This is a genomic window from Gelidibacter salicanalis (assembly GCF_016469035.1).
Taxonomy (GTDB): Bacteria; Bacteroidota; Bacteroidia; order Flavobacteriales; family Flavobacteriaceae; genus Gelidibacter; species Gelidibacter salicanalis_A.
In genome coordinates this window covers 206188-224501 of sequence record NZ_JAEHJZ010000004.1, presented here as the reverse complement: position 1 = coordinate 224501, position 18314 = coordinate 206188, and the positions used below count along the sequence as shown (strand labels likewise).

General features: G+C 34.2%; 12 protein-coding genes. 8 read left to right on the top strand and 4 right to left on the bottom strand.

Features of this window, described 5'->3' with window-relative positions:
* The first annotated feature begins 103 nt into the window (after positions 1 to 103).
* From JEM65_RS02960 to JEM65_RS02935, 6 genes are all read left to right on the top strand, one after another.
* Positions 104 to 2452: an ABC transporter permease gene (locus JEM65_RS02960; RefSeq protein ID WP_199597077.1), complete on the top strand. Its 2349-nt coding sequence runs from the start codon at positions 104 to 106 to the stop codon at positions 2450 to 2452.
* An 82-nt stretch (positions 2453 to 2534) separates the two neighbouring features.
* Positions 2535 to 4925 (top strand): ABC transporter permease, encoded by a 2391-nt coding sequence (locus JEM65_RS02955; protein WP_199597076.1) that lies wholly within the window; start codon positions 2535 to 2537, stop codon positions 4923 to 4925.
* A gap of 59 nt (positions 4926 to 4984) precedes the next feature.
* Positions 4985 to 5680, top strand: a complete 696-nt coding sequence (locus JEM65_RS02950) for an ABC transporter ATP-binding protein (RefSeq protein WP_199597075.1) — start codon at positions 4985 to 4987, stop codon at positions 5678 to 5680.
* Positions 5681 to 5759: 79 nt separating this feature from the next.
* Positions 5760 to 6287 carry a protein-disulfide reductase DsbD domain-containing protein gene (locus JEM65_RS02945; protein WP_199597074.1) on the top strand — a complete coding sequence of 176 codons (528 nt, stop codon included), beginning with the start codon at positions 5760 to 5762 and terminating at the stop codon, positions 6285 to 6287.
* 240 nt (positions 6288 to 6527) lie between these two features.
* Positions 6528 to 7331: a type IV toxin-antitoxin system AbiEi family antitoxin domain-containing protein gene (locus JEM65_RS02940; RefSeq protein WP_199597073.1), complete on the top strand. Its 804-nt coding sequence runs from the start codon at positions 6528 to 6530 to the stop codon at positions 7329 to 7331.
* On the top strand, positions 7332 to 8195 hold the full coding sequence (locus JEM65_RS02935; RefSeq protein ID WP_199597072.1) for a nucleotidyl transferase AbiEii/AbiGii toxin family protein: 864 nt from the start codon (positions 7332 to 7334) through the stop codon (positions 8193 to 8195). It abuts the gene before it with no gap.
* A gap of 156 nt (positions 8196 to 8351) precedes the next feature.
* Here JEM65_RS02935 and JEM65_RS02930 read toward each other — a convergent pair whose 3' ends face one another.
* From JEM65_RS02930 to JEM65_RS02915, 4 genes are all read right to left on the bottom strand, one after another.
* Positions 8352 to 8882: a tyrosine-type recombinase/integrase gene (locus JEM65_RS02930; protein WP_307810539.1), complete on the bottom strand. Its 531-nt coding sequence runs from the start codon at positions 8880 to 8882 to the stop codon at positions 8352 to 8354.
* Positions 8883 to 9217: 335 nt separating this feature from the next.
* Positions 9218 to 10570 carry a metal-dependent hydrolase family protein gene (locus tag JEM65_RS02925; RefSeq protein WP_199597070.1) on the bottom strand — a complete coding sequence of 451 codons (1353 nt, stop codon included), beginning with the start codon at positions 10568 to 10570 and terminating at the stop codon, positions 9218 to 9220.
* A gap of 568 nt (positions 10571 to 11138) precedes the next feature.
* Positions 11139 to 12536 (bottom strand): SusD/RagB family nutrient-binding outer membrane lipoprotein, encoded by a 1398-nt coding sequence (locus JEM65_RS02920; RefSeq protein WP_199597069.1) that lies wholly within the window; start codon positions 12534 to 12536, stop codon positions 11139 to 11141.
* 10 nt (positions 12537 to 12546) lie between these two features.
* Complete coding sequence (locus JEM65_RS02915) at positions 12547 to 15714, bottom strand: SusC/RagA family TonB-linked outer membrane protein (RefSeq protein ID WP_199597068.1); 3168 nt, start codon at positions 15712 to 15714, stop codon at positions 12547 to 12549.
* Between the two features lie 150 nt (positions 15715 to 15864).
* On the opposite strand from JEM65_RS02915, the gene JEM65_RS02910 reads away from it, so the two are divergent.
* Complete coding sequence (locus JEM65_RS02910) at positions 15865 to 16950, top strand: alpha/beta hydrolase family protein (RefSeq protein ID WP_199597067.1); 1086 nt, start codon at positions 15865 to 15867, stop codon at positions 16948 to 16950.
* A 43-nt stretch (positions 16951 to 16993) separates the two neighbouring features.
* A complete protein-coding gene (locus JEM65_RS02905; RefSeq protein WP_199597066.1) occupies positions 16994 to 18259 on the top strand; it encodes a M14 family metallopeptidase in 1266 nt (421 codons plus the stop codon).
* Positions 18260 to 18314 lie beyond the last annotated feature (55 nt).

Genomic DNA, 18314 nt, shown 5'->3' with positions numbered 1-18314 from the left:
AGACTTTTCCAGATAATCGAGAATAAGTGAAGATTTTCGAGAGCATGCAACCAATAACAAAAATAACTTTAACCGGTATTTCAGAATCAAAATAAAATAAAAAATGAACATCGCATACCATTTAAAAACAGTGTACAGGAATTTTATAAGCCAACGACCTTATAGTTTTTTGAATCTTATAGGTTTGATTATTGGGCTGTGCATATCTTTTATAGCGTTATTATACGTAACGGAAGAGACAGGGTATGATACCTTTCACGAAAACTCTAAGGATATTTATCGGTTATTAACAAAGGAAATCAATAGTGATGAAATTGCAAGTCCCAACACAACTGCACACATTGGAAAAGAGTTGCAAGAAGAAATTCCAGAAATTAAAAATGTAATCCGTTATAAAAATGCTTTTTTCAGAATTAATGGTCTTATTGAAGCGAGAGGGATATATGCTGACCCAGAACTATTTAATGTCTTTACATTTAATATTACAGCAGGGAATATAGAATCATTTAAGGACGATGTGTTTGTTATTGTTATTTCAGAGGAATTTGCACTTAGAGAGTTTGGCGCCATAGATGTCGTTGGGAAATCAATAGAGCTTGAAAAGGAAGAGAAAATCAAGTATACCATTCGGGCAGTTTATAAAGAATTCCCAAAAAAGTCTACATTAAAACCATCTTATATACTGCCAATAAAAAGTCAAATTAAAGAAAAAGTACCTGGAGTTGAGATATCGTCCTTTAATACATATTTTCTTTTAGAGAAAAACAGTAATCATAACGACACGGCAGCTAAAGTATTAAAGAAAGGGTATAAATTACAGTCTTTGGAGGACATTCATTTACACTCAGACGGTTCCATAAAAGTATTGTTAAGCTATGCATTAATCGGGGTTTTAATATTACTGATTTCTTTACTTAATTTTTTGCTGTTATACACTGCAATAACACAACGACGGTTTAAAGAGTTTGCTATAAGAAAAGTAAACGGCCTGAGTGAGTTAGGCTTACTGAAGATGTTTATGGTAGAATCCATAATTATAAGTTTGATAGCAGCTACGCTCGCTATAATACTAGTTGGATTAGTTTTGCCTTTTTTCAATAGTTTTACAAAAAGTAATATAGAATTTTCTTGGTTCTCTAACGCTCCGTTTTTTATTTACGCGATAGGTTTAGTAATCGTAGTCGCATTGCTATCAGGTTATAAATTATATCATTATTTAAATAAATACAATGCCATTGAATTTATAGGAAAAACAAAAACCAGCAAAAAAACCAACTTCTTTCTAAAAAGCAACGGGTTAGCCTTGCAGTTAATCATAGTGTCGTTTATGCTTATTTTTTCATTAGGCTATTATAAACAGTTAGATTTTATTTTAACTTCAGATAAAGGTTATAATCCTAAGCATGTCTTTGTAATTGGAGGTTTAGCAATTAACTCTGAAATCTTTAAAGAAGAAGCTAAAAAACATCCCGAAATTTCAGATGTCGCTATGGGACAACCTATACCAGACCCAACCGGGTCTTCCATCACAAGGATACATAATATTGATAGTCCTTCTGAATTAGTTGAAATGGAATTGTTTAGTGTGGATTATAATTACATCCCGCTTTATGGGATCACTATAACTGAAGGGCGTAATTTTTCAAATGAATTTATTACGGATAAAATGGATGCCATTATTCTAAATGAAACCGCTGTAAAGCTTTTAAATTTAGAAAAACCCATTGGGATCAAAACAAACATGGGAACCATAATTGGCGTTGTTAAAGATTTCAATTTTGAGGCTTTACATAAATCGATTAGACCAAGTATATTTAAAGTCGTTACTGAAAATAATTCTAGTAAAATGATTATTGGCTACAAGCCAGAAGATAAAGAAAACACGATTGCTATAATTGAAACACTTCTCGGTAACCAGAATGTGCAATTAGCAAATATTCTAAACCCCACGTATAGTGATCCGGAAATGATCAATATTTTTGGCAGTATGGAAGAGGCACGGAAACAAATTTTTGACCCAAACTATATGGATTCCGTTAATGAAATGTTTTACGAAAAGGAAAAGACACTTCAAAAAACCATCTTGCTATTAACCATCATTGCTATGTTTATCACCATTCTCGGTTTAATAGGCATGTCTCTTTTTAAAACCCAACAAAAAACCAAAGAAATAGGCATCCGCAAAGTAAACGGCGCCACTATCACCGAAATCATGCTCATGCTCAATAAAGACTTTATAAAATGGGTAGTTATTGCTTTTGTAATAGCATGCCCCATTGCGTATTACGCTATGCGTAAATGGTTAGAAAATTTCGCATATAAAACCAGCCTAAGTTGGTGGGTGTTTGCTTTGGCGGGCGTTTTTACGTTGGTTATTGCATTAGTTACAGTGAGTTGGCAAACGTATAGAGCGGCAACGAGGAATCCGGTGGAGAGTTTGAGGGATGAGTAGGAAAGCCCCTTTTGTCCTGCGGACATCTCCCCGTAGGGGAGAACGTAGAGCGCAAAGAGTGAAAATAATGAAAAGCTAAAAAATGAAGATTAGTTATTATTTAAAAATAGTGTACAGGAATTTTATAAGCCAACGGCCTTATAGTTTTTTGAATCTTATAGGATTAAGTATTGGGTTAAGCATTGCTTTTATAGCCTTACTGTCTGTTACAGAGCATACAGGCTATGACACACATCATGAAAATTCTAAGCAAATACATAGGCTCTTATTGCAAAATTCTTTTGATAATGAAAAAACTAGAACTATAAATTTAGCCTTAACACATCGTTTTAAGGAGGATATACCCGAAATCAATAACATGTTCGTCTTCCATCTTAATTATTTAAGAGTTCAAGATAGTATTGTTGAGCCAGAGATGATAGGGGCAAGTCCAGAGATTTTTGATGTGCTCTCTTTTGATATTATTGAAGGTGGCGTTCATTCTTTTAACACAGAGCTAAAGACGATTGTTATATCGGAATCTACGGCGCTAAAGCACTTTGGCGAAACGCCAGTTGTTGGCAAAACAATAGCGGTTATATCTGATAATTTTTTTGGTCAAGAAGCAGATTATGGAACAAACGCAGAGTATACTATTGTTGCGGTTTTTAAAGATTTTCCTAAAAAGTCTTTCTTTAAGCCAACGCTTATTATTCCAATAGAGAACTCCAAAAGATACCATTCAGAAAAAGAAATGATATATCAAGGAGGTGGTTATCAAACTTTTTTGTCGTTAGCCAATAACACAAGCGCTAAAAAGGTTGTTGACAAAATAAATGAAATAGGAAAAGAGATTGACGAAAAGTATGATGGGAAGGGCACCGTATATAGTTTACAGGCCATTGCCGATATCCATCTGTTTTCAGATGATGTTAATGAAATCCGTACAGGATCTATTAAAGAAGTTTTGTTTTATGTCATCATAGGAACTTTAGTATTAACCATATCCCTGCTAAATTTTCTATTGCTTTATACCGCTGTTACAAAACGACGCTTTAAAGAACTTTCCATTCATAAAGTTCATGGGTTGAATAAGTCAGGGCTCTTAAAGCTGTTTTTATTCGAGGCTATGAGTATAAGTGTCGTTTCAGCAGGTATAGCAGTTTTTCTAATGAAACTGGCAATCCCTGTATTTAATGAGTTTACCAACAGTAAATTGGAGTTTAATAGCGCTGATAATTATGGGTTTATTATATATGGCATTGTATTAATAGTGTTCATAGCCATGCTAACAGGAGCATATTTTGCTTTCTATGTATGGCGGCATAATACCATTGAAACATTAAGTGGGAGTACTTCAAAGAAAGGACATAACTTTTTTTTAAAGAATGACGCTGTAGTTGTTCAAATTGGAATTGTAGCGTTTATGCTTATTTTTTCAATAGGCTTTTATAAACAATTGGATTATATGATTAATTCCGATAAAGGTTATAACCCGAACAATCTTATTGCTTTCAGTATTCCTAAGTCAAAAACGGCTGTTATTAAAGAAGGTTTACTGCGTTACCCACTAATAGATTCTGTGACTATCGGTCAGACGTTGTCACTACCAAACGGTCTAACGCAAACTATGATTATAAAGGTTAATGGCGTCCCAAAAGCAGTTAAGTTAGACGCCAATGAAGTGGATTCAAATTATATTCCTATCTACCAATTAGAATTAATAAAAGGTCAAAATTTTACTGAAGCCTATAAACGGGATGATGTGATTATAAACGAAGCAGCAGTAAAGCATTTGGGATTGGGAGATGATCCATTAGGTGAAAATCAGTTTGTGGGAAATGTAATAGGTGTTCTTAAAGATTTTCATTTTTCGTCTTTTCACAAAGTTATAGAACCTTATATATTTCTAAGAAAAGATGAAAGCGCTCAAACCAGCTCTAAATTTGAATCATTAGAAAATATAACCATCAAATATAGAAATGGAGACTATAAAGAAGTAGTCCAAATAATTAACAAGATAAAAGAAGAAAACAATCTATCGGTAAAATGGGATCCTCCTAGTGATCTAAGTTCACTATATGAAAAATCTTATCAAAATGAAAAAACATTTCAAAAAGCGATTCTAATACTTACCGCATTAGCCATTTTCATCACCATTCTCGGTTTAATAGGCATGTCTCTTTTTAAAACCCAACAAAAAACCAAAGAAATTGGCATCCGCAAAGTAAACGGTGCCACCGTCACCGAAATCATGCTCATGCTCAATAAAGACTTTATAAAATGGGTAGTTATTGCTTTTGTAATAGCATGCCCCATTGCGTATTACGCTATGCGTAAATGGTTAGAAAATTTCGCATATAAAACCAGCCTAAGTTGGTGGGTGTTTGCTTTGGCGGGCGTTTTTACGTTGGTTATTGCATTAGTAACAGTGAGTTGGCAAACGTATAGAGCGGCAACGAGGAATCCCGTGGAATCACTTCGAGACGAATAAACAACACCAAACAAGAAAAACAAAACATTTAAACAATAAATCGTATAAACTTTAAAATTATGATAAAAACAGAAAATCTTTCAAAAATCTTTAGGACAGAAGACATTGAAACAAAAGCGTTAAACAACGTCAACTTACACGTAAAAGAGGGAGAATTCGTAGCTATTATGGGGCCATCTGGATGTGGTAAATCAACCTTGCTTAACATTATTGGGATGCTCGACAACCCCACAAAAGGTAGCTACCACTTTAATGGCCATGAAGTGAGTGGCTTAAAAGAAAGTCAGCGTACACAATTACGTAAAGGGAATTTAGGTTTTGTGTTTCAAAGCTTTAATTTAATTGACGAACTCACCGTTTATGAAAATGTAGAAATGCCATTGATCTACTTAAAAATGAATAAAAGTGAACGTAAACAAAAGGTCAGGGCAGTGCTGGAACGCATGAAAATTTCACATCGCGAAAACCATTTTCCGCAACAATTATCTGGCGGACAGCAACAGCGTGTGGCCATTTCAAGAGCTGTAGCCTTCAATCCTAAATTAATTCTTGCCGATGAGCCCACAGGTAATTTGGATTCTAAAAACGGTACAGAAGTCATGAAGTTATTAACCGAACTGAATAAAGAAGGCGCCACCATAGTGATGGTAACGCACTCTGATCATGATTCACAATATGCACATCGTATAGTTAATCTTTTTGATGGACAAATTGTTACAGAAAATCAAAATAGAGTTATGGAGGCAAAAATTTAGGAAGATTTTAAAGTACTACATAACAATCAAATGATCAACAATTTAATCTAATGCCGATCAGAATTAAAACCATAAAATTATGAAAAAATTATCATTAATATTTTTAATTATCACTTTCATTAGTTGCAAAAATGAAAGCAAATATTACGAATCGGACAAGGATAAGATTAATACAGAAATCTCAAGTTCAAGTAAAGCAACTGAAAAAACCAATACTTCTCTCCAAATTGTTGAACCAGTAAAATGGACTACAAAAACAAAAAAAATCTCAGAGACAGACTATGAATTAATCATTGTGGCCAACATTGAACAAGGTTATCACTTATATTCTCAGAAAGTACCGGACAACGGTCCGCTTCCTACAGTTTTTATTTTTGAAAATAGTGATGATTATGGCTTAATTGGAACTACATCTGAAGAAGAAGGGCGTACAGTTCATGACCCCACTTTTGAAATGGAAATCAAATCTTTCAAAAACAAAGCTACTTTTAAACAATTAATTAAACTAAAAAATAAGAATTCTAAAATTATGGCAGAAATAGAATTTATGTCTTGCAACGATACCCAGTGTCTTAATGGATACAGTGATATCGAATTTCAAATTTAGATATTTCAAATTCGGTTTGTATTATGCTGAAAACCTGTAAGACTTTTAAGGCGACAGTTTCATTCTTTTGTTGGTGAATTTAAAACAGACAATCAAAACATTTGTTCTAACCCAAGTTGTCAAATTACAATTAATGTGATTTTGCCATTTTATTAGTGAGTTTTAAAAAGAATAATCTATTTTTACCATTCATGTAACAATAGACCCCATTATTTAGGGTCTATTGAAACGTAAAAGGCAATGGCGAAAGGCACATACATATCAGAAAGTCTAAATGAAGATCAAATAGCTTTATTAAAGCATTTGGATGATTATGAGCTTCTTTATTTTAATTTGAAGGACCTAGCTTCACAATTACCTAAAAACCTAGCCAACAATATAAACGAGTTGGTAGAAAACTTATGCCAAAAGGGCCTATTAAACCGTATCGAACGTGGCGTATATGCTAAGCCCAATTATAACAATATAAATGTACTGGCAACCTATATAAGTTCAAATAGTGCCATTGCATATTGGACAGCGTTGCACCATCATGGTTTGACAGAACGTTTTCCTAATACGTTGTTCCTTAAAACTACGCAACGAAAAAGAGACACTCAAATATTGGGTTCCACTGTAAAATTTGTTACTGTAAAAGAAAACAAGAACATAGGAGTAATTCAGAAAGGATATGGAGACGACAGTTTTACAATAACCGATATAGAAATGACCTTGATTGATTGCTTTGACCAGCCTCGTTATGCTGGCGATTTTGCTGATGTCATAAAAGCCGTTGCTAATGCAAAGCTTACAAACAATAAATTAATAGGTTATACTAAGGCTTATGATAACATAGCACTAACAAAACGTATGGGTTATTTGGCAACATTATTTCAGAATGATAAATTGCAAAGCTTTATCAAATATGCCAAAGCACAAGTAAATCAAAAGTATAATTTAATGGATGCAGGTGGATTAGAACAAGGAGAATTTGTAAGTGAATGGAAATTGCGCTTAAATACCAGCAAAGAAGATTTATTGCAAATGGCACAAACCGAGTATTAAATGATTTTACAGAAAGAGATTATACAAAAAGCCCTAGAATGGAAAGTGCCACCTGATACTGTAGATAAAGATTATGTATTAGGGCATTTTCTATCGGTATTCATAGCACATTATAAAGATGAGTTGGTCTTTAAAGGCGGCACATGTTTACGTAAATGTTATATAGAAAATTACCGCTTTTCAGAAGATTTGGATTTTACGGCTTTAGGTAAAAGTTTTGTATTAGACCAAAAAATACTCCAGAACATTGCCAAAACTACAGAGCAAAATACAGGCATTCTATTTAGTGTAGATAAAATAAAACCTCTAATGTTTCAGGATGAGCCCAAAGGGTATCAAGTGTATATAAAATACTGGGGAGCCAACCATTCTAAAAACCAACGTCCACTACCCCCAAACCGTTGGCATACTAAAATAAAATTGGAAATCAGTACGGATGAAATATTGTTGCTAGATACAGAGTCGTTGCATATTATGCACCCCTATTCTGATGCCTTAATGGGCGGAAGACAAATTAGATGTTATAGCATTGGTGAAGTGATTTCCGAAAAACTAAGAGCATTAAAACAACGTTCTTATACCGCACCTAGAGACTTTTACGACCTCTATCATTTAACTCAAGAATTTTCAAAGGAAAAGTGGGAAATGGTCATTCCTATTTTTATCAAAAAAATGATGCATAAAAAATTGGATTATCAATCGCCTGATGATCTGATAGACGATTCTAAAATAGCAAATGTAAAACGTGCGTGGAGAACCAGTGTAGCCCACCAAATTACAGAAGCGCATCAACCTAGCGCAGAAGAAATTATAGAAATAGTTGCACAGCGTATTAAAATGTATTTACCTAATGATAAACCTTGAAAATAAGTAAGCTCAAATCTAAAGCATTCAGATAAAATGGCATCTGCATAATATCGATTTGTATACGAATACTTATTTCTAACAAAAGACCAAATACCAAAAGGATAAACATACAGGCTCTATCACACAAATCTATAGTTTAAATATAATTTTCTCTCAAACCAATATTTCAATCGCATCATCCAAAACGGAATTGTCGAATTCTTTGAGATATGCCTGAGTGACAGCAAGATTTTGATGCCCCATGGATTCACTGATTATATCGGTAGCGACTCCTTTCTGTTTTAAGCAGTTTGCAAAACTATGTCTAGCGACGTAACTGCTGAGGGGTTTGTTGATTTCGCAGATTTCGGCAATCTCTTTTAATTCTTTGTTATAGCGTTGAAGGGTTTTATGTTTTCTATTCTCTAGCTGTGATGGGGTTAAGCTGTTTTTCAAAAGAATTGGAAATACGTAATTAGTACCTGTTGATAATTGTTTGTAATAGCTCAGTATCTCTTGAACAGGGAGAACAATCTTAATTTTAAAATCTCCTTTTGTTTTGGATCTCGTATAATAGATGTTGTCGAAGTCAGTGTCTTTCCATTCAAGCTTCATCATGTCGGCAAAATTCATACCTCTAGTATAAAAACTGAAGATAAAATAGTTTCGGGAATTAATAAACGATGGATATTTATTTAAGTCCACTTAATCAAAGATCATTGCGTATTTGTAACATCTATTTTCCTTCGGAAAATCCTAGCATACAAACAGCACATTTTTTTCCGACACGAAAGCCAACGCTGAAAACCATACACATTTGCAATTCGTATAAAAAACCGCGAAATTATCAAAGGATTGCCGAACGTGAAATTTGAGTACCAAAATAAATAAAATGCAAGACTTGAGTAATTTAAAAATCTGAGATTAATATTTAACCGAGATTTTAAGACTTACACACTTAATGAGACAGTGCCTATTTGGAAAATTTAATTAATGGATTAAGTGTTTATTGTAAATCTTCTAGTATTTCACAAAAAATCCTAAAGTGTGGTATCGAACTTCATATCATTTAGCGAGTTTTTATATACTTTTCCATCTTTCATTATCAACAGAAAATTTTCTTCTGGATTACTCAGTAATTCAAATTCTTTTAATGGATTACCATTTATTATAATTAAATCGGCATAAGCTCCTTCTGTTAATTCTCCTAACTTACCTTCTTGATATGGGTTACGTGGACCACTCAAACGCAACATTTCGGCATTCGTAGACGTTACCATTTTAAGTGCTTCATATGGGGAAAACCATTTTTTTAATCCAACTAGCCGAGAGAGATCATTTCGTCTGTCAATTTTCTGTTTCCCAGTAAGGTCAGTACCCCACGCCGTTTTTACATTATGTTTTTTTGCTATTTTGTAAACTTCATCCGTATGCCCATAAACATAATCTCGTTTTTTTCTGCTAGATGAACCTATAGGATAGTCATTTTGTTCTTCAATCATGAATGGCTGAACACTCAACCAAACTCCTTTGTCAGCCATCATTTTAGCGGTCTCTTCATCCATTAAGTGTCCATGTTCAATTGTTTTAACACCAGCTTCTATTGCTATTTGTATAGCTCGTGGTGTATAGGCATGAACACCTACGTAAGTTCCAAAATTATCTGTTGCTAAAACTGCGGCTTTGAATTCTTCCAAAGAATATTGAGTAACATCAATAGGATCATAAGAAGAACCAATTCCACCACCCGCCATAAGTTTTATTTGAGTTGCACCTTGCCTTAATTGTTCGCGCGTACGTTTTAATACTTCATCTGCTCCATCGGCTATTGCAGCGATCCCTTGTCTTTCTGAATAGGACAAATTATCTGGAGTTCGAGGAACCGCTGTAATATCATCAAAATCGCCATGACCACCGGATTGAGATATAAAAGCTCCACTTGGATAAATTCTCGGACCAGGTACTGTTCCTTTATCAATCTGTTTGGCTAATGGTATAGCATTCCCACCCATATTCCTAAGAGTGGTAAATCCATGTAACAAACGATGTTTCGCAGCCTGAGTAGAAATAATATTGGCTGTACCCCAATCCACCGACGTGGAGCCCATTTGGATTCCTTCCATACCGATATGAGTGTGAGCATCAATCAATCCAGGCATCACAAACTTTCCCTCTCCATCAATAACCAAAACATTTTTAGAAGTGGAAGAAATATTACTACTGGAAATTTTAGAAATCTTATTTCCTTCGATAAGAATATTTCCGATAATAGTTTGATGGCTAATACCATCGAATATCTCTATATTTTTTATTAAAATAATTTGTGAATCTTTTTTTTGAGAAGCAACACTGAATGTTATAAGTAAAAAAATGAAATATAAGTTGTTTTTCATGATCGCAAATGATTTTATTATGAATTAGAATTATCTATAAAATGAAACAAATTTCTTTAGAGAATGTTGATTATTTATAATATTGCCCATCTGTAAGACAGTTTAAAATATTTATAATTATTTATGATGCTATATTTTTAAGGTTATAATTTTAGGTATCGTTTTTTGCCAGTGATTTTTACATTTTTATAGAATCCTAACATTGTAACTTATTATCATTATTTCTGATGAGAAGAAATTAATTGGTTTTGGAATACTGTTCATAATACAGTTTGATAAATAAATCAAAAACAAGAACATTACTCCTAATGGCTAGTATTTAGAATGGGTACAAATTTTAACAGCTTCCATCAGAACAATAAATATCTAAAAGAAGAAAGTATCAATTTATTATTCTGAGAAACTAAATGTAAATCAAAAACTTTACTATTGATTCTTGCATTTTAAATATCGAATTTTCAACATGTGAAAAGTATCTACCCATACTTTTTGAAAAGAGTCGTTTTACAAGTTAAACGACTCTTTATAAAAATACTCATAACTAACTCAAAGTATTTAAAATGAAATTTTAATTTTTGGGAAAAACCCATAAATCATCATCGAGAAGGTGTCCTCCTTGTGCATTAATTGCTTGCTCATAGTTATCTGGATTACCTAACCTTTCTGAGATTGGATAAAGCAATCTTCTAGGCACAATTCCCGAAGGATTGTTTCCATTAGAACCATTTACATTAGGAGTGATTTCTGGGTAACCTGTCCTTCTGTAGTCATTCCATGTCTCTATGGCATTTTGTCCATATAAGGCCTTATACTTTTCAATGATAACTATTCTGATTTTTTCTTCCGTTGATCCGGACAAATTGATATTTGATATATAATCAGCAATTTGTCCGGCTGGAACACTTAAAAATTCCATGTTGGCTTTGATAGCTTCTTTTAATTCCTTTGTTCCATCCTCGTTTAACCTTACCTTAGATTCTGATTCAATAAATTTCATTTCAGCGTAACTTATCACTGGGGAAGGACTATCTAATTGAGCCCAAAACAGACTGGGATTGTTAGAATTATAGAAAAGATAATCTCTTCCTGGGTTTTCCTCCATATATATTCCCTTCCTAGGATCATTTGTCATTAGCTCCGAGAAAGACTTACTTATAATTAAAGTATTAGGACGGTTGATTCCAAAAAGAGCTAAAGGATGACCTCCGTTTTGAGTGTTTTCAAATAAAAAATTTAATTGATCATTGTTACTTGACAATGCCATTCTAGATTCTTCGAGCGCCAGTTGAGCTGCATCATTTTTAACACTAGTTTGCTGAATATAAAATCTAGCTTTCAGTCCATGAGCTGCTTTTATCCATTTTTGATTATCACCTGATATCAGACTTCCTCTAATCCCAGCAGGGTCTTCTGCATTTAAGTCCTCTATAGCGCCTGATAAAAGTACTTGAAGCGTCTTATAGATTTCTTCCTGATCATCATATTTTGGCAATAGATTTTCCTCTCCTAGAAAAGCTTCCGAATAAGGAACATTACCCCAAACATTTGTGGCCATACCTAAATTAATCGCCATATATATTTTAGCTATCCCCCTAGTATTAAAAGCACCTGTTTCTGTTGCGCGCTTAATAATGTCGTCAGCATCCCTCATGGCTCCTGTATAGAAACCAAATTCCCAAATTGTATTGGAACCGGGTCCATCCTCGCCTATTTGGTAGGCTGTATATTGTAATTGTTGAGCATCACTCCCTTCCCATTGTTGCATTATAATACCTGCGTGACGAGCAAGGGCGGCTGCCTGATTTCTGTGTGTTTGTGTCTGCATAGCAGGAACTATAGCAGAAATTTCTACATTGGCCCCCCCAGGTCTCGTAGGATCTTGGTTGATATCATCATAATTGCAAGAAGAGAAAAGAAGCAAGGAAGCTATCGAAGTTCTTATTAATTTAATTTTACAAGATTTCATATTAATAATTTTAAAAATTAAATTTAGCTGTAAGAGAATAACTTTTAGTATTAGGCTGATTAAAATAATCTAATCCTATTCCATTTGAGTCGCCATTTAGATTTGTTTCGGGATCTACACCTGGATAATCAGTAATTAAAAATAAATTTCGACCTGAAATAGTTAAAGATCCTCCAGTAAGAAATGTCTTATCAATGATACTTCTTGGCAATTTATAAGAAAGTGTGATTTCACGTAATCTTATCCAAGAACTATCATAGATATATTCTTCTGCCGCACCAGTAAACCCATACCTGACCCATCTATTTGTATTAACAGATTTGTTAGGATCTGCAAATGCAACTTCCTTTGTGTTGGGTAGACCTGTATCCACATTTACTCCTTCAAACACAAAGTCAGTGATACTCCTTTGTTCCGCAGTTTTTTTTGAAGTTCCAAAATAATCTGCAACTTCGCAGGTTCCACACCATACATCTCCCCCTTTTCGTATATCTAATAGGGCGGATAGACTAAAGTTTTTATAGGAGAATGAATTTCGTAGCCCCATGGTCCAATCTGGATTAGGATCGCCAATTATACCTGATTCTGAATCTTGTATAGGAAATCCGTCATTTCCAATTATTACTTCTCCATTATCATTGCGAGCAAAACGAGTACCGAATATAGAACTGTAGGGCTGTCCAGGAACAGCAACACTATTGATACTTCCTAAGCCAGACAAAGTTATGGATTCAACATTTTCCGCAAGCTCAACAACAGTTGTCTCATAAGCTGTCCAATTGGCATCGATATCCCATGAAAAATTATCGTTATCTATAATTTTTACTCCACCCGAAATCTCCCAACCTTTATTTTCTATTATACCGGCGTTTATTATTCTTGAAGTATATCCAGTAACTGATGGCTGAGCAACTGCTATAATTTGATCTGTAGTTTCTTTATTATAATAAGTTACATCCAATTTAAAGCGCGAATCAAATAAATAAACTTCAGTCCCAAGTTCATACTCCCTTGTTTGTTCAGGTCTTATATTTGGATTCCCCAATTGTGACGATCTCTCAAAAGCAACTGTAGAAAATAATGGAAATTGATTAGAATCTATAAAAAAGTCTCCTCCAGCAGCAGCAGCACCATAATAAGTTAAAGTCGCGAATATTGGAGCATCATTTCCGGTTTTTCCAAAAGAGCCTCTTATTTTTCCATAATTTATAACATCATTTTTCCATAATTCTGTAAATATGAAGCTAGTTCCTACACTATACGATTGGAAACTATTATTTTTAATAGGTAATGTGGACGACCAATCATTTCTAAATGTTCCATTCAAAAAAATCATGTCATCATATGCAAATCTCGCATCGAAAAGTAAACCATCCAATTTTTTTCTTCCTAAAGACTCTGATGAAATTTGGCTGGCGGTATTTGCTAAATTAAATAGTCCTGGAACCGTCAAAGCATTACCAAGTACCTCTCTATTTAAACTCTCTGTAGCAAATCCATCATAACCTAGCAAACCATTAATTGTAATTTTATCACCTATACTGTGCACAGTAAGTAAAAGCAACTGGGTGTTTATATCTTCATTAAATATATTTGAATCAAAGACTTGTCCTTGAGGATTTGATGCCGAATTGATATCCAATACTGATTTTCTTACATCAGAATACTCGTCGTAACCTATACTGCCCCTTATAGTTGCCCAATCATAAGGTTTGTAATCGAATGAAATTCTTCCAATAAATCTTTTTACGTCATCCACAGCCGGGTTTTTAGCAACTGTCCAATAAGGATTGTCATAAATTCCTGCTCTATAGCTTCGTTGTGTACCATCGGCTAACTCATATGCGGATGGCGTATTTGCTGGGTCAGATAAACCATTTGCATTGTCGAACGTAGGAGTAGTTCTAATTATTCCCACCATCACTCCAGAAATATTTGAACCTCTTTGAACTCTACGCCCACCAGAATTAACAAAATTAGCACTCGCAGATATTTCAAAATTATCTAATAACATGGCACTTAAGTCTGTTCTAAAAGACTTTCTTGAAAATTTTTCTTTAGGGGAAATACCGGACTGATCGAGATTAGATCCAGATATATAATATTTCATTTTTTCTGAACCCCCTCTTACTGAAACACTTTGCTCCTGAAGTATTCCAGTCTTAAAAAAATCATAATGATCGTAGGCTTCAGCAGGTTGACCATTTCCTGTTCCGTTAGGAACTAATCTCCCTTTATTGTGATATTGATAAGAAGTATCGCCATCATATTCTAGTGTAGATATTCTTGGACCCCAGCTAAAACTTTCACGAGTTTCGGGTCCTCTATAAGTAGGAACACCGTTTATAGGACGGCCTTGCGCGAATTCATTTTGCAATTCGGGAACTTGACTGATGGTACTGAATTGGGTTGTTGAAGTTATGGAAACGGAAGGTGCGCCTGCAATTCCTTTTTTAGTAGTAATAAGTATTACACCGTTCGCTGCTCTTAATCCATATAAGGTTTGTGCTGCAGTCCCTTTTAGAATGTCCATGCTTGCAATATCGGCTTGATTTATATCAATAGCTCTATTAGACTGATCTGCCCCTCCATTACTATTACCTACATTAGAGTTATCAATAGGTACACCGTCTACCACAAAGAGAGGGCTATTCGATTTGTTAATAGACGTATTTCCTCGTATTCTAATTGTTGATGAGGCTCCTACGGAACCGGAAGAGCTTATCACATTCACACCTGCAGCTTTGGAAGATAAAGAATTTGCAAGATTAGTCTCACCAGAATTCTCAATATCTTCAGAAGTTACAGTTTCTATAGCGGTTGATACAGATCTTGGACGAGCTTTAATACCTAGTGCCGTAACAACTACTGCATCCAATTCTGCAAGATCCGTATCAAGTATAACTCTCTTAGTGTCGTCTTTTCCCACAACTGCTTCTTTTGTTCGTAAACCCACAAAGGAAAAAACTAAAATTTCACCTGATTCAGCTTGAATAGAATAATTCCCATCAAAATCAGTCTGGACACCTCTTGACGTTTCTTTTACTATAACATTTACCCCAATTAAAGGAAGACCTTGATTATCGGTCACTATTCCTGTCACGTTTCCTTTTTGTGCAAATGTCATTTCGCACAGGCTTAACGCAATAAATAAAAGACAAGTAATTTTAAATTTCATATTGCAAATATTTATTAAACACACACAATTTTAAAGAATAATTTAAGATTAAACAAGAAATATTCAATATTACTTGTTTGTCTCCGTAATTCATATTACTAAATAGTTTTTTGTAAAAATTTTGATATATTTAACATAAATAATGATCCTATGCGAAGTATATACCAATTTCTATCAATTATTCTTATTACAGGTGGAAGCCAATTAATAGCCCAGGAAAAAGAATCAAATGATAAAATAATTGAAAGAATGGGGAACCAAATAAGTAACTTAAGACATAGTCTAGATGAACTTGGCAAAGGTATAGATGATATTCTTTGGTATCAGAAAGTTGGAGATGTTGCTCACGTAGATAAAGTTACAATGACTGGTCCTCCTTTATGGAAAGAGAAAGATACAACCTCTCAGGGTTATGGAAATCAGGTTATATTTACTTCATATGTTTTTGTGCCAAAAGATATCGATCCAAATAAAAAATATCCTTTGATCGTCTTTCCACATGGAGGTGTACATAGTAGTTTTGGAACATTTTACGCCCATATCATTAGAGAATTAATAGCACAACAATATATTGTTGTAGCTGCAGAGTATAGAGGTAGTACAGGTTATGGAAAAAGACATTACGAAAACATTGATTATGGTGGGCGCGAAGTAGGAGATGTGGATGCCAGCCGCGAATTCATGATTGAAAATTATAATTTTGTAGACGAAAATCGAATTGGTATAATAGGTTGGAGCCACGGCGGTCTAATTACTCTCTTAAATATTTTTGAAAAACCTAACAATTATAAAGTTGCATACGCCGGTGTTCCCGTAAGTGACTTAGTGGCAAGAATGGGTTACAAAACTCAAGGATATAGAGATTTATATTCAGCTGATTATCATATAGGCAAGACGGCATATGAGGATGTCGCAGAGTACAAGAGGCGTTCACCAGCGTATAATGCTCATAAACTAAAAAACACACCTCTTCTTATACATACTAATACCAATGATGATGATGTAAACGTACTTGAAGTTGAACATTTAATTTCCTCATTAAAAGCAAACAATAAAAAATTTGAGTACAAAATTTATGAAGAAATTCCAGGCGGACACATTTTTAATCGTATAGACACAAAACACGCCAGGGAGGTAAGGGTTGATATATATAAATATCTTGATAAATATCTTGATTCTCCAAGAAAGATAAGGACAGTTAAAGAATTAAATAAAGCTAGTTATAAAGGATTTTAATATTTTTTAAAACCTTGAAAATTTATCTTCAAAAACTTATATTATGCAGATCACAAAATTAAATTATAGAACAATTTTAGTTTTCATAGGCTTCATCATAACTGTCTCTTGTAAAACAAGTCAACAATGGCAAGGACAAGGAGAGATTCAAGAGGTCAACACACAAACAGTTCCAGTTAGTCTACAATTTAAAAATGTTTTCGATCTTGGCAAAGGAATCTATGCTTCTAATGAATTTGATGGAGCAAGATTAAATGGGATTGTTTTGGTAAATGACACTATTATATCAACGTTAATAACTCCAGAAAATAGTCCCATAAACCCTAGCCCCTGGTACGCTTTTAAGCTTTGGGCTGACAAGGAACAAGAAATAACATTAGCCCTTACATATTCAGAAGGCGTTAATCATAGGTACCACCCAAAAACAAGTACAGATGGAGTAAATTTTGAAGAAATAGATTCCTCCAATTTTTCTATAAACAATAAAATTATTGAAGGAAAACCCAAATTTTCCAGTGCAACCATGAGACTTTCTTTAAGTCCAGATACGCTATGGATTTCTGCACAAGAACTTCTCACTACCTCTCACAATGACTCATGGGCACAAGAATTAAGTAAAAAATCTTTTATTACTAATTCAAAGGCTGGTGAAAGTCGGGAAGGAAGGCCTATTAATGTATTAAAAATAGGGAACAGTGATGATAAGGCAATTATCGCTGTGATTTCTCGACAGCATCCACCTGAGGTAACGGGGTATTTGGGAATGAAGTCATTTGTCGAAACCCTTTCTTCAGATAGTGAGGATGCAGTTGCATTTAGAAAAAAATACAATACTTATGTTTTTCCACTGGTAAATCCTGACGGCGTGGATAATGGTCACTGGCGCCACAATATGGGAGGCATCGACCTAAATAGAGACTGGGCGGATTTTAATCAACCTGAAACAACCGTGATAAGAGATTTCTTCGAGAAAAAAGTCAAAGATTCTGGGGGTAAAATTTACTTTTTTGTTGATTTTCATTCTACGTGGCAGGACATTTATTACACTATAGATCCAGAACAGAAAGGGAATAAGCCTGGTCTTGTCCCCGCACTTATTTTGGCCTCAGGTAAAGAATTAGAAAATTATGAACCAAATATCAAACCCAGTCCTGGGACAGGAAAAAGAGTCACATCAACTAGCTACTTTTTTTATGAACATGGCGCGGAATCACTTACTTATGAGATTGGAGATAAAACACCCAGGGGATTTGTTAAGAAAAAAGGAGAAATTACAGCTAAAAAACTTATAGAATTATTACTTAAATAGGAGAAATGAGTTGTTCAGTATACAATTAAGTGATGCTTGTTGAAAAGAATTATTC